This window comes from Streptomyces sp. NPDC005728 (genome assembly GCF_040630895.1).
Taxonomy (GTDB): domain Bacteria; phylum Actinomycetota; class Actinomycetes; order Streptomycetales; family Streptomycetaceae; genus Streptomyces.
Window position 1 is genome coordinate 1 of the sequence record NZ_JBEXYL010000131.1, and the last position, 18,783, is coordinate 18,783.

At 71.4% G+C, this 18,783-nt stretch carries 17 protein-coding genes and 1 pseudogene; 10 read left to right on the top strand and 8 right to left on the bottom strand.

The window, feature by feature from the left end; all coding sequences use genetic code 11:
- Nucleotides 1-643 (bottom strand): transposase (locus tag ABZ471_RS42975; protein ID WP_359074575.1); only part of this gene is annotated, 643 nt, incomplete at its 3' end.
- 158 nt (nt 644-801) lie between these two features.
- On the opposite strand from ABZ471_RS42975, the pseudogene ABZ471_RS42980 reads away from it, so the two are divergent.
- A pseudogene (locus ABZ471_RS42980) lies at nt 802-1,116 on the top strand (FAD-dependent monooxygenase); the annotation flags it as partial.
- Nucleotides 1,117-1,118: 2 nt separating this feature from the next.
- Here ABZ471_RS42980 and ABZ471_RS42985 read toward each other — a convergent pair.
- The 3 genes from ABZ471_RS42985 to ABZ471_RS42995 all read right to left on the bottom strand — a co-directional run bounded on the left by ABZ471_RS42985 (nt 1,119) and on the right by ABZ471_RS42995 (nt 5,048).
- A complete protein-coding gene (locus ABZ471_RS42985; protein ID WP_359074576.1) occupies nt 1,119-1,646 on the bottom strand; it encodes an SRPBCC family protein in 528 nt (175 codons plus the stop codon).
- Nucleotides 1,647-1,674: 28 nt separating this feature from the next.
- The gene (locus ABZ471_RS42990) at nt 1,675-2,031 is read right to left on the bottom strand and encodes a metalloregulator ArsR/SmtB family transcription factor (protein WP_359074578.1); all 357 of its coding nucleotides are present in this window, start codon (nt 2,029-2,031) and stop codon (nt 1,675-1,677) included.
- A 71-nt stretch (nt 2,032-2,102) separates the two neighbouring features.
- Nucleotides 2,103-5,048, bottom strand: coding sequence for a substrate-binding domain-containing protein (locus tag ABZ471_RS42995; RefSeq protein WP_359074580.1), 2,946 nt, complete (start codon nt 5,046-5,048; stop codon nt 2,103-2,105).
- A 206-nt stretch (nt 5,049-5,254) separates the two neighbouring features.
- On the opposite strand from ABZ471_RS42995, the gene ABZ471_RS43000 reads away from it, so the two are divergent.
- Complete coding sequence (locus ABZ471_RS43000; RefSeq protein WP_359074582.1) at nt 5,255-6,760, top strand: MFS transporter; 1,506 nt, start codon at nt 5,255-5,257, stop codon at nt 6,758-6,760.
- A gap of 85 nt (nt 6,761-6,845) precedes the next feature.
- Nucleotides 6,846-7,343, top strand: coding sequence for an isoprenylcysteine carboxylmethyltransferase family protein (locus ABZ471_RS43005; protein WP_359074584.1), 498 nt, complete (start codon nt 6,846-6,848; stop codon nt 7,341-7,343).
- A gap of 306 nt (nt 7,344-7,649) precedes the next feature.
- Here ABZ471_RS43005 and ABZ471_RS43010 read toward each other — a convergent pair whose 3' ends face one another.
- Nucleotides 7,650-8,084, bottom strand: a complete 435-nt coding sequence (locus tag ABZ471_RS43010) for a protease inhibitor (protein WP_359074585.1) — start codon at nt 8,082-8,084, stop codon at nt 7,650-7,652.
- Between the two features lie 324 nt (nt 8,085-8,408).
- Between ABZ471_RS43010 and ABZ471_RS43015 the strand changes: the two genes are divergently transcribed.
- The 4 genes from ABZ471_RS43015 (at nt 8,409) to ABZ471_RS43030 (ending at nt 12,642) form a co-directional block, all read left to right on the top strand.
- Nucleotides 8,409-8,972, top strand: coding sequence for a hypothetical protein (locus ABZ471_RS43015; protein WP_359074587.1), 564 nt, complete (start codon nt 8,409-8,411; stop codon nt 8,970-8,972).
- Nucleotides 8,973-9,126: 154 nt separating this feature from the next.
- A complete protein-coding gene (locus ABZ471_RS43020; RefSeq protein ID WP_359074589.1) occupies nt 9,127-10,719 on the top strand; it encodes a cytosine permease in 1,593 nt (530 codons plus the stop codon).
- On the top strand, nt 10,716-11,387 hold the full coding sequence (locus ABZ471_RS43025) for a cyclase family protein (protein ID WP_359074591.1): 672 nt from the start codon (nt 10,716-10,718) through the stop codon (nt 11,385-11,387). The genes ABZ471_RS43020 and ABZ471_RS43025 overlap by 4 nt, the downstream gene beginning before the upstream one ends.
- An 85-nt stretch (nt 11,388-11,472) precedes the next feature.
- The gene (locus ABZ471_RS43030; RefSeq protein WP_359074602.1) at nt 11,473-12,642 is read left to right on the top strand and encodes a lactate 2-monooxygenase; all 1,170 of its coding nucleotides are present in this window, start codon (nt 11,473-11,475) and stop codon (nt 12,640-12,642) included.
- 192 nt (nt 12,643-12,834) lie between these two features.
- Here the strand turns inward: ABZ471_RS43030 and ABZ471_RS43035 are convergent, their stop codons facing one another.
- From ABZ471_RS43035 to ABZ471_RS43045, 3 genes are all read right to left on the bottom strand, one after another.
- Nucleotides 12,835-14,526 carry an RICIN domain-containing protein gene (locus tag ABZ471_RS43035; protein WP_359074592.1) on the bottom strand — a complete coding sequence of 564 codons (1,692 nt, stop codon included), beginning with the start codon at nt 14,524-14,526 and terminating at the stop codon, nt 12,835-12,837.
- A 522-nt stretch (nt 14,527-15,048) separates the two neighbouring features.
- Nucleotides 15,049-15,426: a toxin Doc gene (locus ABZ471_RS43040; RefSeq protein WP_359074593.1), complete on the bottom strand. Its 378-nt coding sequence runs from the start codon at nt 15,424-15,426 to the stop codon at nt 15,049-15,051.
- Nucleotides 15,427-15,429: 3 nt separating this feature from the next.
- Entirely contained in the window at nt 15,430-15,669 is a 240-nt protein-coding gene (locus ABZ471_RS43045) for a hypothetical protein (RefSeq protein WP_359074595.1), read from the bottom strand.
- A 162-nt stretch (nt 15,670-15,831) separates the two neighbouring features.
- On the opposite strand from ABZ471_RS43045, the gene ABZ471_RS43050 reads away from it, so the two are divergent.
- The 3 genes from ABZ471_RS43050 to ABZ471_RS43060 all read left to right on the top strand — a co-directional run.
- Entirely contained in the window at nt 15,832-16,341 is a 510-nt protein-coding gene (locus ABZ471_RS43050; protein ID WP_359074597.1) for a methylated-DNA--[protein]-cysteine S-methyltransferase, read from the top strand.
- A gap of 14 nt (nt 16,342-16,355) precedes the next feature.
- Entirely contained in the window at nt 16,356-17,072 is a 717-nt protein-coding gene (locus tag ABZ471_RS43055; RefSeq protein ID WP_359074599.1) for a 2OG-Fe(II) oxygenase, read from the top strand.
- A 96-nt stretch (nt 17,073-17,168) separates the two neighbouring features.
- A partial coding sequence (locus tag ABZ471_RS43060) for a multicopper oxidase family protein (RefSeq protein WP_359074600.1) occupies nt 17,169-18,783 on the top strand: 1,615 nt, incomplete at its 3' end.

Consider the following 18,783-nt stretch of genomic DNA (forward strand, 5'->3'; position numbering starts at 1 on the left):
TGCCGTGCTGCGGGTGGGGAAGGTCGTGGTCGTCGGATGTGGTGGTGGCCGTCTCCTTCACACCCCAGTCCACACCGATCGCACGCCCCGTCGGAGCAAGAGGCTCGATGAGCGAGGCATACCACGCACCTGTAGCGTCCTGGTACACGCGCACGCTGGACGGATCCGCGGGCAGTTCCCGCGACCACACCACCCGCAACACGATCTGGCCGACGAGGTGCAGCCGGCCGTCCTTGAGACGGAAGCCGCGCCGCGTGTAGTTCAGGGACGGCCGCACCTCACGCTTCTTCTTCCAACGCGGCATCCCCGCCCGCCGGTGCTGCGGAACCCGGTCCTTGATTTCCTTCAGCGCCTTCGCACGGGACCTGCCGAAATCCCGTACAAGCTGCTGCTGAGGAACACTCGACCCGGCAGCCAGCCACGGGGTTACCCGCCTCGCCTCAGTCAGCATCTTGTCGAACGCAGCCGGACCGACCTTCTCACCCTCCGCGTAAGCCTTCTTCGAGCGGGCCACACACTCGTTCCAGATCCACCGACACCGGTCCCACTCAGCTTCCAGCGCACGCCGGGCCGTCTTCGACAGGCGCACACGGTAGGTGTACCGGGCATACCCGGCCTCCTCCCTGATCGCTCCCGTCGTCATGCACCCGAACCTACCCGGGGGCACTGACAGTTGGGCTGCCTCACCCAGTCACGGGTGGACGCCGAATCGCCCTGGCGGCGGTCCGGCTGCCTCTGCCCTGCTCCGCAGCCTCCGATTCCTCCCCGGCCTGAAAGCCTGGGCATCCTCGAAGGTGCCCTGTGAACGGCGTCGAACAGCCACGCATGGAGATGTCTCTGCCGCCACAGGTGCCGTACGGCTTCGCGGCGCTGCCGCAGTACGAGACCGAGCGCATCCTCGAGGAGCGCCTGGCCTGCTTCGGCGGTCGCATCGAGCGCGGCACGGAGCTGCTGTCCCTCGCCCAGGACCCCGACGGGGTCACCAGTCGGCTGCGCACCGCGGCCGGCGAGGAGCTGGAGATCCGCTCGCTCTTCCTGGTCGGCTGCGACGGCGCGCACAGCGTCGTGCGCAAGACGCTGGGGCTCTCCTTCGAAGGGGGCGCGCTTCCGCCTGAGGGTCAGTCCAGGCCCGGCACCGGCGCGCCCGAGGGCACCCCGGCCCCGACGTAACCGTCGTAGAACTCCTTCCAGGGCGCGCCCGCCCCGGCGTGCGGCCCCTCGACGTGCTCGCCGCGTGCCTTGGCGTCCAGGCCGGACAGGCAGACCTCCCAGCCGGCGCCGTTGCGGGCGGCGGTGTTCTCCGCCACGAGGACGTTGGTCAGGGTGAACCGGGTGCGGTTCTCCCCGGCTTCTGCGAGGTCGAAGTGGAGTTCGTCGCCGCCCCACTCGAAGGACAGGTGCCGGGGCGGGTCGACGGCGAGCACCTTGCCGGTGGACTCCGGCATGTTCGGGTCGCCGCTGAACCGGATGGCGCCGCCGGGACGCAGATCCATCTCGGCACGGGAGGGGAACCACCCGGCCAGTTCCTCCGGGTCGGTGACGAAGCGCCAGACACGGTCGAGCGGGTGGTCGTAGGTGCGGCTGAAGCGGACGGCGGGGCGGCCGTCGTCGAGGGTCAGGTAGGTGCCGGTGAGGTCGACGGACATGGTGCTCGGTCCTTCGCGATGGGGGGGGTCAGGTGTCGTCGGACGTCACGTCCCGCTCGGTGGAGCCGCTGGACTCGTTCGTCTCGTCGAGGCGGCGGCCCAGCGTGGCGAGGCTGCTGTTCCACAGCCTGCGGTACGGCGCCAGCCAGGCGTCCAGGGCGGCGATCGGGGCGGGGTCGAGGGCGTAGACGCGGCGCTGCGCATCCTGCCTGACCTGGACCAGACCGGCCTCCCTCAGCACCCTCAGATGTTTGGAGGTGCTCGGCTGGCTCAGTCCGCATGCCTCCACGATCTCCCCGACGGGCCGGGGCCGCTCCAGGAGCAGAGCGACGATGGCCCTCCGGTGGGGGTCGGCGAGGGCGGTCCAGAGCGTGGCGTCGGACATGAGACCAATATGCCTCTACAGTTATATTCTCGTCAAGGAATGTACGATGCTGCCGTCCAGGAGGGCGGCCCTCAGAAGTTGGAGATCACGCTGGTCAGCACCTCACGGAGGATCTTCGGGTCCTTGGCGTCGTAGGCGTGCGCCCCGGTGGCGGCGGCGATCTCCTCCAGCACGGTCCTGCCGTTCGCGTCCTGCTGGTCTGCCTTCGATCCGTAGGCCACGGTGAACACACGGACCCTCTTCTCCGGCGCGCCGATCCTGGCGAGGACGTCCTTGAGGGTCGGCGTGGGCGGCACGCCCTCGTTGCGGCCGTCGGTGAGCAGGACGATCGCGTTGATGGCGCCCGGGTCGTAGTCCTTGCGCATGGTGTCCACCGCCGCCTCGACCGTGCCGTAGAGGCCGGTCGAGCCGTCGGGGACGAGGCCCTTCACCTCGCCCCTCAGTTCGGCGCGGCGGGTGGCGCCGTGCTTGCCGGCCGGCTTCTCCCCCATGGGACCGATGTCGATCAGGGGGAGGTAGTGGTGCTTGCCGTCCAGGTTCGCCGCGTTCGAGAACTTCCACAGCCCTACGCGGTCGGTGGCGGCGAAGTGGTCGAACAGGGCGGGTTCCGCCTGCTGCAGCAGCTGCATCTTGGTCTGGCCGGTGCCCGGCACGTTGTCGTCCATCGACTTGGAGGTGTCGATCACCACGAGCACACTGGCCCTGCGGCGCAGGCTCGGCCAGACCTGCTGCACCCGTTCGAGCACATCGCCGTCGGGCGCGTCATAGCCCTTGATCTTCTGGGTGCCGAGGGCACCGTTCCCCGGGTCGATCCCCGAGTCTGCGGGGACTTCGCCCTTGTACGTCCGGTAACCGTACGGGGCGAAATACTTCCGGTACGCGTCGGAGCTGTGCAGGTAGGCCAGGAAGTCGTCCGACACTTCCCGCTTCGCCGTGCTGATGTCCTTCAGCTGGACGTAGGGGTGGTCGCTGACCGGATCACTGTCCCTCGGATAGAAGGAGACGAGGGGTGTCTCGGGCCTCGCCTTCCGGTCGCAGTCGCGCGCGTAGCTGTAGGCCCCGCAGGGATACCCCTGGTTGTAGGCGACGACCGCGCTCTCCTCGACCGTCACGGCGGAGATGTACTTGAGCGCCTCGTCGCGCCCGCCCCTGTCGTCGGCGGCACGCAGATTCGCCAGGAACGTCAGGGTGGTGTCGCCGTAGTGGACCACGGACTTCTCGATGTTCCGGACGAAGTCCTGGTTGGCGGACGAGTCGATGTCCCGGACGGACAGCTCGCCCGTGGTGTGGGTCCTGGCGTAGAAGGCACCGACGGTGGCGTTCAGTCCGGAGGTTGAGTAGTCGGGGTTGGTCTTGCCCAGCTTGAGGGCACCCCACTGCTTGTTTCCGTGCTCCGCCCAGAAGTTCGTCGGATCCTCGGCCCACTTCGCGAGGTCGCTCCAGCCGATGGTCGTTTCCGGCCAGCCCATGGTCTCGGCCATCGGTTGGGGCATCGCGATCGTCAGCGGGCTGGTCACGATGGGCTGCGGCACGCTCTCCGGCAGGAGTTTCCTTCCCGCGCCGTTCGCACGGGTCCGGGCCAGGTCGACCCACTCACTGCCGGCGGGCGACCACACGTCGGGGCGCTCGTCGTCCTCGGTCCACCCGTCGGCCAGGGCCCGCATCGCGGTACCGGAGTTGATGGAGGACACCTCGACCTTCACGCAGGCCCCGTCGGGGCTTCGCCGCGCCTTGTAGGCGCGAGCGGCGTCGCTCAGGGACCTCGAGAGGTCGATGGAGGCGGCGATGTTCAGCGTGACGCGGGCCTGGGACAGCGAACAGGACGCCAGCGCCGAGTTCGGGTCCGATGTGCTGGAACCGCCCGTGACCTTCAGCAGGAAGGCGACGAGTGCTCCGACCACGGCGACCGCGAGGCAGGCCATGAGGGTGGCGCGGGTGCGCCTGGAGGACTTGTCGGTCCTCTTGCCTAAGCGGGTGCGTTCCGCGGCCGCCGACAGCAGCGTCCGACGGCGGTGGGCCGGGAGAACGGTCGGCGGCTTCCCTTCCGACCCGGAGCCGGAAGTCGCGGAATCGCGACCGCCCGCCTCCGGTACGACGGAATCGCCGCCGCCCGCCCCGGCTGCGGCGGGGCCGGTGCGCCGCGCTCCGTATACGGCAGCATCGCTGCCGTGTGGCCCGGACTCGTCGACGCCGGCAGCCGACGCGTGTTCGGATGCCGAGGACGCGGAGCCGGTCCCGGACAGTCCGTCAACACCCGCCATCTCAGGCATGGTTGAGTCCTGCGCCGCTCCCTCCGGGACGAGGGAGGCGAGGATCGCCACCGCCGTCGCGGCGGCACTCCAGGCCGCGCGTTTCTGGGAACCGCCCGCGTCCGCCCGGCGTTTGGTGCCGTCCGCCTTGTCGCTGATCCCCCGGATCGTCAACGTGTCCAACGTTCCGATCTGATGGGCGGTCGAGCACACACCGGCGCTCTCCATCTCGATCGCCGCGGCGTCGTCGTAGTTGCCGCGCAGATGCCCGGCCAGCTCCGAAGTGTCCTTGTCCAGAACAACGTTGCCCGAGGCGATCGGCGCGACGAGCACCCGGCCGGGGATCTGCCGACCGAAGTCCATCCGCTGCACGCGCTGGACGAGCCGCCAGGGCGCCTCCCAGCCGCGCGGCCGGTAGTGGTCGCCGTCGGGGCCCTGCTTCTCGCGGTAGTCGTAGATGCGGTCGCCGATGACGACGTCGCCGATCTGGAGATCGTCCTTCAGCCCGCCCGCGACGCCGACGAAGAGCAGCACGCCGGGCAGGTAGAGGCTGTAGGCATGCCGGGTGACCGCGGCCGCATTGTCGTTGCCCTGCCCGGTCAGGGCGAGGACGACACTCCAGCGCGTACCGGGCAGCCGGCCCCGCTCGAAGATCGTGCCGCCCTCGTCGTTCCGGGTGAGGTCCGTGAGCCGGGCCTTCACCGCGTCGTACTCGACCTGCAGCGCGGTGAGGATCACCGCGACGGGATCAGAAGAAGTGTCTGCCACCTGTAACCGATTCTCGACTCAGAGCCCCCATGCCGACGGCGCCACCGTAGCGGACGCACTCCCCCCAGGGGACCGGGTCGGACCAGCCCAGCAAGCGAAACGTTGCCGTTTCGCTAAAACTGCTCTAGCCTCGATGTGTACGAAACGGTTTCGTTTACGAGGTCTTTGCAGACGACCCACGGACGACTTCCCTGGAGTGGTTCCCCATGCCCCAGAACACCCTGACCGACGGCCCCCGCACGGGAGCCCTCGCGAAGGCCCACACCGAGGCCTCGGGCAAGCGGTGGTGGATCCTCGCGATCATCGCCGTCGCCCAGCTGATGGTGGTCCTCGACGCCACGATCGTGAACATCGCGCTGCCGTCCGCCCAGGCCGACCTCGGCTTCTCCGACGGCAGCCGGCAGTGGGTCGTGACCGCCTACGCGCTGGCCTTCGCCTCACTGCTGCTGCTCGGCGGCCGGATCGCCGACCTGTTCGGCCGCAAGCCCGCCTTCCTCGTCGGCATCGTCGGCTTCGCCGCCGCCTCCGCGCTCGGCGGTGCGGCGAACGGCTTCACCATGCTGGTCGTCGCGCGTGCCCTGCAGGGCGCCTTCGGCGCGCTCCTCGCCCCGGCCGCGCTGTCGCTGCTGAACACCACGTTCACCGACGCCCGCGAGCGGGCCCGCGCGTTCAGTGTGTACGGCGCCATCGCCGGTGCCGGCGGTGCGGTCGGCCTGCTGCTCGGCGGTGTGCTGACCGACGCGCTCGACTGGCGCTGGACCCTGTACGTCAACGTGGCCATCGCGGTCGTCGCCTTCGTCGGCGGCTGGGTGCTGCTCAGCAATCACCGGGACGCCGCCGGCGCCAAGCTGGACGTGCCGGGCACGATCCTGGTCGCCACCGGTCTGTTCTCGCTGGTCTACGGCTTCTCCAACGCCGAGACCCACGACTGGGGTTCGCCGCTGACCTGGGGCTTCCTGATCGCGGGCGGGCTGCTGCTCGCGGCCTTCGCCTGGTGGCAGACCCGGGCCGCGCACCCGCTGCTGCCGCTGCGCATCCTGCTCGACCGCGACCGCGGCGCCTCGTTCGTCGCGGTGCTGATCACCGGCGCGGGCATGTTCGGCGTCTTCCTCTTCCTCACCTACTACCTCCAGCTCAACCTCGGCTTCAGCCCCACCAAGACGGGTGTCGCCTTCCTCCCGATGGTCGGCGCGCTGATGGTGACCGCGCAGGTCGGCACCACGGTCCTGATGCCCCGGATCGGTCCGAAGGCGGTCATCCCGCTGGGCTTCGCGATCGCCACGGCCGGCATGGCCTGGCTGACCGGCATCGGCCTCGGCTCCCACTACGTCAGCGCGGTGCTGCCGCAGCTGATCGTGATCGGCGTGGGCCTCGGGATGGTCATGCCGCCGGCCATGCAGCTGGCCACCGGCGGGGTCGCGGCCGAGGACGCGGGTGTCGCCTCGGCTACCGTCAACGCCATGCAGCAGGTGGGCGGTTCGATCGGTACGGCCCTGCTGAACACCCTGGCCGCGAGCGCCGCCACCGACTACCTGTCGGGCCACAACCCCGCGAGCAAGCCGGCGCAGGCCCAGGCGACGATCGAGAGCTACACCACCGCCTTCTGGTGGTCGGCGGGCTTCTTCGCCGCGGGCACGGTCATCGCGTTCCTGCTCTACCGGCGCGGGGTGCCGGAGCAGGACGCCGGGGCCGCACCGGTTGTCCACATGTAGCCGTCCCGCAGGGGGCGAACTTCAGGTCCGAGGGGCCGCCGTCAGCAGGGAGACGGCGGCCCCTCTCCGCTGTCATGGTGGGGAGATGCGCAAGGCGTCGGCGGCGCTGGGCAGCGCCCTGTTCCTCGTCGTGGTCTCGGGCGGCGCGGCCGTGCTGGTGCCGTGGTGGCTGACCGGCGGCTGGCGGGCCGGTGACTGGCGGCTGCCGCTGCGGCTGCTCGGCCTCGTTCCGCTGGCGGCAGGCACCGCCGTGATCCTGGAGGCCTTCACCCGGTTCGCCCTGGAAGGACTCGGCACCCCGGCGCCGATCGCGCCGCCGACGCGGCTCGTGGTGAGCGGGCCGTACCGGTACGTGCGCAATCCGATCTACGTTGCGGTCGTCGCCGTGCTCTGCGGCCAGGGCCTACTGCTCGCCCGGCCGGTGCTGTTCGGGTATGCGGCCGGGGCCTGGCTGCTGACGTGGGCCTTTGTGCGCTGGTACGAGGAGCCGGGACTGGTGCGCCGGTTCGGCACGGAGTACGAGCGCTATCGGCGGGCGGTGCCGGCCTGGTGGCCGCGGCGCACACCCTGGCGGGGTGCTTGAGATCGCTCGGCTGCGCGACCACGGCAACAGTCTGTGCACGGGCCGGCGCGGCCGTCGTCACCCCTCGTACGACACGAGTCACCAATGCGTGGCAGGGGCACCTGTTGAAACCATTTATTTTTCGCCGCCCCCCGGGACAGGCCCCCCACGGGCCCGCCCGGGAGGCGGCATGGTGCCCGGAAGCCGACGGATGGCCCCACTCCTCCCGTCAGCTCCGGTGCGAGATCGCGGGTACCCCGCTCCAGGGGCCGCACTCCCCAGTTGCGAGCCTGATCCGGCGATACGGGGCCCGCGCGATCCCGGTCCTTAGAACGCGAAGACGCTGCTGTTCAGCGCGTCCTTCACGCAGCTGTTGCCGAACGTGCGCTCGTACGAGACGCGCTTGCCCTGCCAGACGCCCTCGACCGTGACGACCACAGGGTTGTACAGCTTGGTGCACCAGACGTCGTCCCGGGCCTTGAGGGCCCCGAAGTCGCCGTCGACCCCGCGCAGTTCGGCGCAGGCCAGGGCCGCGGCCGGGTGGGTGCCGGAGGCCGTCGGGGCGCAGTTCAGGGTGACGGCGCGCTCCGGCGTGGCCGTCGCCGCGGTGTCGCCGTGGCCGGTGGTGAGCACCAGCGCCGAGGGGGCGTAGAGCGACGACGGGGCGGCGTGCGGTGCAGCGGCGGCGCCCCCGACAAGGGGTCCGCAGACGGCGGCGGCCGTGAGGCCGAGAGTCGCTGCCCAGCGCGCGGTGTTCCGCATTGTGTGCATCCTTCCGCTCGAGTAGACGAGTGCCGGCTTCGGCCCGGTGGGCGCCGAGCGGCGAGCGACACTCTGCCGAGTCCGCCGTCGAAACACACATCGACCCCACGGATTTCAGTAACCTTGCGTGTTGAAGCAGTGGCGTGAAGTCACAGAATTCGAACACGCCGACCGCTCAACCGTGCGGTTCTTGATCGCTGAGAGCGGTTGCATGGCCGAAAAACACCGCCCAGTTAATAGGCCTGAAACATTCCGGCTCCGCCCACGGTGAACCCCCGTCGTGACGCCTTGTGTTCATGAATTGGTCGGAGTAATCCTGATTACATGATTACAGATGAGCAGAAGGAGAAGCTGCGCGGCTGGTTCGCCGGCCGGCTGCCCGACGATCTCTTCGTGGAACTGGTCGAGGTGACCCCCGACCGCGAGGAGATCACCGTGATCGGGCGCATCCCGGAGCCACGGCTCGCCGAGGGCGCCTCGGACGCCGAACGGGAGGCCGCCGTGCAGGCCCGGATCCAGGAGTTCCGGGAGCGCACCCGCGAGGCCCGGATGGAGGTGGCTCGCGAGGGCGAGCACCTCTTCCGCCGGAAGGTGTCCTGGGGCGTGGCGTGCGGCACCGAGCGTGCCCTGTTCACCCATGTCGCCGCGCCGGTGATGACCCGGCTGCGGCAGCCCGAGCGTCAGGTGCTGGACACCCTCATCGCCGGGGGCGTCGCGCGCAGCCGCAGCGACGCCCTCGCCTGGTGCGTGCGCCTGGTGCAGCGTCACACCGACGACTGGCTGACCGAGTTGCGGGAGTCCCTGGAACACGTCCAGCGGGTACGGGCGCAGGGTCCGGATCGAGAGGAGGTGGTCGATTCCTCCACTGGCGACGGCGAAGATGGATGAATCATCCTCTGGCAGGGGTTCTCGCCGGCGTCGTACCGTCGGCAGACCCCTCCTGGACGTCCACGCCGGCGTCGCACATCCCGCGGCGCCGTCGGTCGTCCGCCACCGCCGCGCCACGAAGCGCTCCATCGCCGCATCCACGCTGGAGCCCGCCTTGACCCCTCAGTCCCCCAACTCCCCCGCCGCGCCCCCGTCCCTCACCGAGGTCGAGCCCTACGGCGTCGAGCGCATCCCCGACGCGGACCGCTCCGCGACCCCGCTCGACCTGTTCCGGGTCGCCTTCGGCGGTGCCAACACCTTCTCGACCTGTGTCCTCGGCGCGTTCCCGATCCTGTTCGGGCTCTCCTTCTGGCAGGGGCTCGCGGCCACCCTCCTCGGTGTCGTCGCGGGCGCGCTGATCCTGTGCCCGATGGCCGTGTTCGGCCCGGTCAACGGCACCAACAACGCAGTCGCCTCGTCCGCGCACCTGGGCGTGCACGGCCGGGTGGTCGGCTCGTTCCTGTCGCTGCTGACCGCCGTCGCGTTCTTCTCCATCTCGGTGTGGAGCTCGGGCGACGCCCTGGTCGGCGGCGCACACCGGCTGTTCGGCCTGGAGCGCAGCACGCTGTCGTACGTCGTCGCGTACGCCCTGTTCGCCGGGCTGGTTCTCGCCGTGTGCGTCTACGGCTTCCGGTTCATGCTCTTCGTCAACAAGATCGCCGTGACCTCGGCGACCGTGCTGTTCCTGCTCGGCGCGTTCGCCTTCGCCGGTGACTTCGACCCCTCGTACGCCGGTGTGTTCACGGCCTCGGCGGACGCGGCGACGCAGTCGATGTTCTGGCCGTCGTTCATCGGGGCGGCGCTGATCGTGCTGTCGAACCCCGTGTCGTTCGGCGCGTTCCTCGGCGACTGGTCGCGCTACATCCCGGCCGGCACCCCGCGCCGCAAGGTCGTCGGTGCCGCGTTCCTCTCCCAGATCGCGACCCTGCTGCCGTTCGTCTTCGGCCTGGCGACCGCGAGCATCATCGCGACGAAGGCGCCGAAGTACGTCGACCCGGCCGCGCCCGACTTCGTGGGCGGACTGCTGGCGATCTCGCCGAGCTGGTTCTTCCTGCCGGTGTGTCTGCTGGCGCTGATCGGCGGCATGTCGACGGGCACCACCTCGCTGTACGGCACCGGCCTCGACTTCTCCTCGGTGTTCCCGAAGCTGTCCCGCGTGCAGGCGACGCTGCTGGTCGGCGTGTTGTCCATCGGGTTCATCTTCATCGGCCGGTTCGGCCTGGACCTGGTGCAGTCGATCTCGACGTTCGCCACGATGATCATCACCTGCACCACGCCGTGGATGGTCGTCATGATGCTCGGCTTCTACACCCGGCGCGGCTGGTACGACCCCGACGCGCTCCAGGTCTTCAACCGCCGTCAGCGCGGCGGCCGTTACTGGTTCGCGCACGGCTGGAACTGGCGCGGCATGACGGCCTGGTGGGTGGCCGCGGTGGTCGGCGTCCTGTTCACGAACATCCCGGGCCAGTTCGTCGGGCCGCTGGGCGACCTGGCGAACGGCGTCGACATCAGCCTGCCGCTGTCGCTCGCGGTGGCCGCGATCCTGTTCCTGACCCTGCTGAGGCTGTTCCCCGAGCCCCGGGCGGCCTACGGACCGGAGGGTGCGCGACTGGCCCGTACCGTCGAGGCGCCGGTGCCGCCGATCACCGGTCCCGGTGCCCCGGCGGACGAGGTGCCGCCCGCGCTCGCGGCCGAGGCCGGGCGATGACCGGCTGGCTCGACCTGTCCGTGCCCGTGGTCACCGGGATGCCCGTGTATCCCGGTGACCCCGAGGTCACGGTCTCACCCGCCCTGCGCGCCCCGGCCGACGGTGTCAACGTCCTCTCCCTGCACCTGGGTTCGCAGTCCGGCACGCATGTCGACGCGCCGTACCACGTCGACGACGCCTGGCCCCGCCTGGACGAACTGCCGCTGGACCGGTTCGCCGGGCCCGCGGTCGTGACCGACGTCCGGGGGCTGCCCGCCCGGTCGCCGATCACCCCGGCCCTGCTCGCCCCCGCGCTCGACGCCCTCGGGGCAACACCCGGCGCGCTGCTGCTGCTCGTCACCGGCTGGTCGGCGCACTGGGGCACCGAGGCGTACCTCGCCCATCCCTGGCTGACCCCTCAGGCGGCCCGGGCCGTGGTGGAGGCGGGCGCGCGCACGGTGGCCGTCGACGCGCTCAGCGTCGACCCCACGCCTCAACCGGGCGATCCGCAGGCCGACCTCGGGCTGCCCGCCCACCGCGTACTGTGCGGCGCCGGCGGGGTGATCGCCGAGAACCTCACCGGTCTGGAGCGGCTGGTGGGCGCGGAGGCGGTGGAGGTGTTCCTGTTCCCGCTGCGGCTGCCCGGGGCGGACGGCGCTCCCGTACGGGCGGTCGCGCGGGTGGGCTGACCGCATCCCCGGTGGACGGACCCGCACTTACCCGCGAGTATCGTCGGCGCGGCGCATGCTCGACGACGAGAGGCGGGACGTGCGGATGGCGAAGCACTGGGCGGACTTCCAGTACGAGATCTATCTGAACGGGACGACGGGTGCCGTGCCCCGGTTGCCCACCGATCTGACCCGGCTGGAGGAGCTGGCCGCCCACCGGCTCGGGCCGGGCCCGGTGGGCTATGTGGCGGGCAGCGCGGGCGACGGCAGCACCGCGCGCGCCAACCGGGCGGCCCTCGCCCGGCATCGGATCGTGCCGCGTATGCTCCGCGACGTGCAGGAGCGCGACCTGTCGGTGCACCTGCTGGGCCGCTCCCTGCCGGCGCCACTGGCCCTGGCCCCGGTGGGCGTGCTGTCGATCATGCATCCGGACGCCGAGTCCGCCGCCGCCCGGGCCGCCGCCGCGCACGGCGTGCCGTACGTCCTGTCCTCGGCGTCCAGCACGCCGATGGAGCAGGTGGCAGAGGCGATGGGGGACGCCGAGCGGTGGTTCCAGCTGTACTGGGGCAAGGACCGCGAGGTCACCCGGAGTTTCCTCGCCCGGGCGAAGGCGGCCGGGTTCTCGGTGCTGGTCGTCACCCTGGACACCCCGCTGCTGGCGTGGCGGCCCCGCGATCTGGACCAGGCGTATCTGCCGTTCCTGCACGGGGTGGGCACCGCCAACTACTTCACCGACCCGGCCTTCACGGCGGGCCTAGCCAAGCCGGTGCACGAGGACCCGAACGCGGCCGTGCTGCACTTCCTCGGTCTGTTCGGGGACGCCGGCCACACCTGGCCGGACCTGGCCTTCCTGCGCGAGCACTGGGACGGCCCGATCGTCCTCAAGGGGGTCCTGCACCCGGACGACGCCCGGCTCGCCGCGGACGCCGGAATGGACGGGGTGGTGGTCTCCAACCACGGCGGCCGGCAGGTGGCCGGTTCCGTCGCGGCGGCCGACGCGCTGCCCCGGGTCGCGGACGCGGTCGGCGACCGGCTCGCGGTGCTGTTCGACAGCGGGGTGCGTACCGGCGACGACGTGTTCAAGGCCCTCGCCCTCGGCGCCCGCGCGGTACTGCTCGGGCGGCCTTACGTGTACGGGCTCGCCCTGGACGGGCAGGCGGGCGTGGAGCACGTCGTCCGCTGTGTGCTCGCGGAGCTGGACCTCACGCTCGCCCTGTCCGGACACTCCGCTCCGGCCACCGTCACGGCGGACGACCTCGTCGAGGCGGCCGACTGACGGCCGGGTGTCCCGCCGCGGCCAGGCGGCGGAACACGCCGACGGGAGCCCGTCCGGCGATCAGGCCGACCCGGTCAAGCGGGCCTCCCTAGGGCTTGTCCGGCGGATCATGCCGGAATCGCGGGCCTGGCACGCCCATCTGCGCCGATGAGGCGCCGTCGGCTGAAGCCGGCCCGACCCGCCGGACAAGCCCTAGGCGCCCTTGCCCCGCAGCCCGGCCGGCTGGGCGGACGGTGCGTCGCTGCCGGCTATCGACAGGGAGCCGGGGCTCGCCGATGGCCCGTCGGCCGGCCAGCGCTGTCCGGCGGAGCGGTCCCGGACCTTGACGACGATGTCGGCGCCCGCGTTCTCACCGGTCGCGGCGAGAGCCAGCGTCTTGTCCCAGTGGGGCAGGAACTCGCCCTGCACGGTGAGGTCGTAGCGCACGTCGTCGCCGCGCTTCGTGCCCGCCTCGGCGCAGGTGCCGACGATGACGACACCGGCGTCGGCGTGCGAGTCCAGGCACAGCCCCGAGCCGGCCGCGCTGCGCAGCAGCCCGTCGGCCTCGTACGTCCACTGCTGGGTCGGGGCCGACGAGCAGACGGCGAGCACCACGCTCGACCCGGCCGCGGGCTTGCCCTTGACGTCCAGGCACAGGTCGGCGGCGGCGTTGCGCAGCCGGGTCGGCCGGCCGGCCGAGGGCAGGCCGGCCGTGCCGGGTGCGGTGGCGGAGGCGGGCGGGGACTGGGCGTCGGTGCCGGGGGCGGCTCCCGTGGAGACGACCGGGTCGGTGCCGTCGCCGGAGTCCGGCCACACGCTGATCGCGAGGACGGTCGCGAGCAGTCCGGCCGAGGCGACGCCGACTCCGGTGAGCAGCGTCCTGGACGACCAGCCGCCGGGCGCACGGCGCGTGGGCGCGGGAGTCCGGGCGAGGGTGCCGGGCTCCGCACCGCCCCGCCGGCGTCCGCCGGGCAACGGGATCCTGTCCAGCAGTCCGGGGCTGCCGCCGCCGCGTCTGCGTCCGCCGGAGCGCCGGGAGGTGCCGCGGGTGCGCGCGGGGCCACCGGGCCGGCTGCGGCCGGGACGTGACTCCAGGTACCGGCGGGCGCCCCAGCCGAGGACCGCTTCGGCGAGCAGCACGCCGAGTCCGGCCTCGATCTGGCCCAGTTGCTCGGCGGCATGCCGGCAGTAGGGGCAGGCGGCGAGGTGTTGCCGGACGTCCGGCAACAGCGCGCCGCCGCGGCGGATCGGCCCGTCGAGGAGGCGGTTGTAGTGGCGGCAGTCGGTACTCGGCGCGAGTTCCCGGTGCGCGCGGACACAGCCTTCCCGGAATTTCTCGCGGGCCTGTTCGAGCGCGGCCGCCGCACTGTCGATGTCCGCACCGAGCAGCCCCGCGGGGACGTTTATCGGTTCGGCCTCGACCTCGGCGTGCCACAGCAACGTCTGTTCGAATCGGGGAAGACTCTGGAAAGAACGTTCGGACAGGGCACGGTTTTCCGGTATCAGGGACTTCGCCGCACGCATACCGCGGCCCCCGGTGGGTTTCTCGAGGCCCGGCAGTACGGCGGCTATCCGGTCCGTGGCGGACCAGTTCACGACGGTGTCCCGGACGGCCACGAGCAGGCGCGGCCGGAGCGCCTCGGCGGGCTCGCCGAGCGCGAGCCGGTCGAGGACATGATGGAAGGCGGCGGCGGTGACCATGTGGGCGAGGGGTCCGGGCGCGGCCAGGCAGATGACCGCGTACTCCTGCGCCGGCTGCCAGTGCCGGGCCATCAGCAGGGCGGCCGACCGGGAGGCCTCCGCGTCGGAACCGGCCCGCAGCGGCGCGGCGAGGGACTCGTCGGACTCCCCTGGATCGCCCCCAGGGGGCGGGTAGGGAGGGCGAGGAGGGTGGGGGGTGGGCACTGAGCGGATTCCTTTGTGCGTATCGTGCGTCGATGCCGATCTCGGGGATGCGCGCGCGGGGAGCGGGAATTCTCCGGTGCCGTCCCGGCCCGGTTCCCCAACTGCCGAAAGAAACACGGCGATTAGCTCCCGCACGAGTGTTTCAACCCTTGCACAACTTCCACACACGCAACAAGGCGCTCGTACGACATCGGCAGGTTTGAAAGAAAGTCAGAATACGGCCGGTGTCCCAGCTCCCGTACGACGGCTTTCGGCTTTCCCCGCGCCCCGTGTGAAGGGTGCGCACACACCGGCCCGGCACGCACACTCCCGGGGTGTGCGACCGGGTGCTGGACTGGGGTCCGGCCCTTCTCGGAAGGCCCCGCGCAGGGTGGGGGTCCCCCCGGTTCGAGCGAAGCCGAGAGCTGGGTGAGGCTCTCCTGCGCGCAGCCGGCCGCCGGCCCTGTTCTCCCGCCCTCGGCCGGCGGCCCCGGCGGCTTCCCCCGTCGGCCGGGGGCGGTGCCGGATCTGCCCGCAGCGGTGTCAGATCTGCCAGGAGCGGAGCCGGTCGGCCGCGCCGTACACGTCGGTCTTGCCGGAGATCAGGTCGCGGGCGAGGTCGACCAGGGCGCCGTAGGGCGGGTCGATGCCGACGCCGCTGACGAACATGTACGCCACGGCGGTCGCGCAGGCGAAACGGGCGTTGGCCGCGGGCAGCGGTTTGAGCAGGGCGAGGGTGTGCAGCAGGGCGGCGGCCCGCCAGGCGGGGTCGGAGTCCACGCCGAGTCGGGGCGGGTCGACGCGATGCCGGGCGACGGCGGCGACCAGCGCGGAGAAGTCGTCGACCGTGGGCTGGTCGGGCAGGACCTCCTCGTGGCGCTGGAGCAGCCACGGGACATCGATATGGATGACGGAGGGCATCACTTAGGCGGCCTCGCCCCTGGCAGGGGGCTCATCGTCGGGGAACGCGGCAGCGAACTCCTCGGCGTGGGCGGTGAAGAAGCTCCGGAAGGCCTCCGCCCCCTCCTGCAGCGCCCGGTGCCGGGCGATGTCGGCGGCTGCGGCCTCACGCACGAGGGCCTTCATCGACGTACCCCGCTCCTTGGCGATCTGCCGCAGGTCCTCTAGTTCGCGTTCGCTGAACTCCACGTTGAGAGCTGGCATGCCTTCACGGTACCGCGCGGGTACTCACCCGTAAATACACCCAGGTCAAGCACCCTTTGTCACGGTACCGGGGCGAGGTCAGCACCCTGTCCGATTTCCGCCGGTGACCCGGCGCCGGACGCAGCAGACTCGACTGCGAGAACCGAACGTCAGGAGCCCCCGATGACCACGCACACCGTCCACACCAGCTGCCCGAGCCCGCTCGGCGAACTGCTGCTGACCGGCGAGGAGTCCGGCGGCACCCTCACTCTCACGTCCCTGTCCCTGCCGGGGCAACGCGGCGCGCCCGCCGTCCACCCCGAGGAGCGCGACGACCGGGCGTTCGTCGAGGTGCGCCGCCTGCTGGACGCGTACTTCGACGGCCGCCCCACCCGCTTCTCCGTGCCGCTCGCCCCGGTCGGCACCCCGTTCCAGCTGCGGGTGTGGCAGGCCCTGGACGACATCCCGTACGGCACCACGACGACCTACGGCGAGCTGGCCGCGCGGCTGGGCGTGCCCCGGGCCGAGATCCGCTCCGTGGGCGGGGCGCTCGGCGCCAACCCGCTGCTGCTGGTCCGCCCCTGCCACCGGGTGATCGGCGCGGACGGCTCGATGCGCGGGTACGCGGGCGGGGTGGAGCGCAAGCTGTGGCTGCTCACGCACGAGGGCGCGCTGCAGCCGACCCTGGTGTGAGGGAGGGAGGAGTCATGCGTCTGCCCGAGGCCCGCCGCCGCGTGGCCGGCACGGACTGGGCCGCACTGGCGGCCGAGTTGGACGAGTACGGCAGCGCGCCCACGGGCTCGCTGCTCACACCCGAGGAGTGCGCCGACCTGGCGGCCCTGTACGACAAGCCGGAACTGTTCCGCACCACCGTCGATCTCGCCCGGCACCGGCTCGGCTCCGGCGAGTACCGCTACTTCACACACGACCTGCCCGCCCCCGTGGCCGCACTGCGGGCCGCCCTCTACCCGCGTCTGCTTCCTGTCGCCCGGGACTGGGCGGCCCGCCTGGGCCGTCCGGCGCCCTGGCCGGACTCCCTGGCCGAGTGGCTGGAGCGCTGCCACGGCGCCGGCCAGGACCGTTCCGCGCAGATCCTGCTCCGCTACGGTCCGGGCGACTGGAACGCCCTGCACCGGGACGTGTTCGGCGAGCTGGTCTTCCCGCTCCAGGTCGTGATCGCCCTGGACTCCTACGGCACCGACTACACCGGAGGCGAGTTCCTCATGGTCGAGCAGCGGCCGCGCGCCCAGTCCCGTGGCAGTGCGACCGCCCTGCGGCAGGGGCACGGCCTGGTGTTCACGACCCGCGACCGGCCCGTGCGCACCCGCCGCGGCTGGTCGGCCGGGGCGATGCGGCACGGGGTGAGCACGGTGCGGTCCGGCCGAAGGCGCACCCTGGGACTGGTGTTCCACGACGCCACCTGAAACGGCCGGGCCGCACCGCCCTGTGACACCCGACACCATCAGACGCGCCGCCGCAGTTCCCAGACATACCAGAGCAAAACGTGTCTTATTTCATTCATGCACACACCTTCGCGGCGTACCCTGTTCCGAGCCCCGATCGCTGCCGCAGGCGCGGGACTCCTGGCTGCCTGCACCGACTCCGGCTCCCACCCCCGCTCCGGCCCGCTCGGCACGGCGGCCGCCGGCCAAGGGGACTTCGTTCCCCCAGGGCCCAAGGGATATGTCGAGCCGTCGGGTCCGGAGGTCCGTGCCGCCGAGCGCAAACGCGGCACCGGCCCGGTGCGCATGCTCAAGGTCACCGCCGCCGAGACCACGCTGGACCTGGGCGGTCGCGAGGTGCGGACCTGGGCCTACCACGAGCAGTTGCCCGGGCCGCTGGTGCGCGTCACCGCCGGAGACGTCCTCAGCCTCACCCTCGCCAACCGGCTGCCGGACACCACCACGCTCCACTCGCACGGCGTGCGCATGCGCTGCGACATGGACGGGGCTCCGGGCCTGACCCAGAGGGAAATCGCTCCGGGAGCCGACTTCACCTACCGGTTCACGGTCCCCCATCCGGGGACCTACCTGCTCCACTCCCATGTCGGCATGCAGCCGGACCGCGGTCTGTACGCGCCGTTCATCGTCGACGACCCCCGGGAGCCCCTCAAGTACGACAAGGAATGGATCCTCGTCCTGGACGACTGGATCGACGGTGTGGACGGGTCCACCCCCGATCAGGTGCTCGACCAGCTCATGCCGGGCACGGGCATGAAGATGGGCGGCATGGCCATGGGCCCCGGACCCGGACAAGCCGGTTCCAGCAGGCCGTCGAGCCCACACGCGTCACACCCCCGCACGGCGAGCGGCCCCTCCCGCGTGTTGCACAACTCGCACAGCCGCTTGCTCCACGGAGAGGCCGGCAGCGTCGACTACCCCCTCTACCTCGCCAACGGCCGCACGGCCACCCATCCCTCGGAGTTCCGGTGCAAGCCCGGCGAACGCATCCGGCTGCGCATCATCAACGCGGGCTCCGAAACCGCCTTCCGCGTCGCGTTGGAGGGCCACAAGATGACCGTCACGCACACCGACGGCTACCCGGTGGAGCACATGAGGACCGACGCCCTCCTCGTGGGCATGGCCGAGCGCTACGACGTTCTCGTCACCGCCAAGGACGGCGTCTTCCCCTTCGTCGCGCTGGCCGAGGGCAAGAAGGGCCAGGCCCTCGCCGTTCTGCGCACCAACAAGGCGAGAGCCATTCCCCCTGCCACCGTCCGCCCGGACGAGCTGGACGGGAAGATCGTCCCCGCCCGTCGGCTCGTGCCGGACGACTCGGTGGCCCTGGAGGACCGCGAACCCGACCGCGAGATGCGTATCAGGGTCACCGGCAACATGAAGAGGTACGACTGGGGCTTCGACCACAAGCCCTACGACCTCCGCCAGCGCCACCCGGTGCGCGCCGGCGAGCGGGTACGGCTCACCCTCATCAACGCCACCGACATGTGGCACCCGTTGCACCTGCACGGCCACACGTTCGCGCTCACCGGTCTGGACGCCGTCGGCGCGCGCAAGGACACCGCGATCGTGCTCCCCCACCACAAGATCGTCGTCGACTTCGACGCCGACAACCCCGGCCTCTGGATGCTCCACTGCCACAACCAGTACCACTCCGAGAGCGGCATGATGACCATCC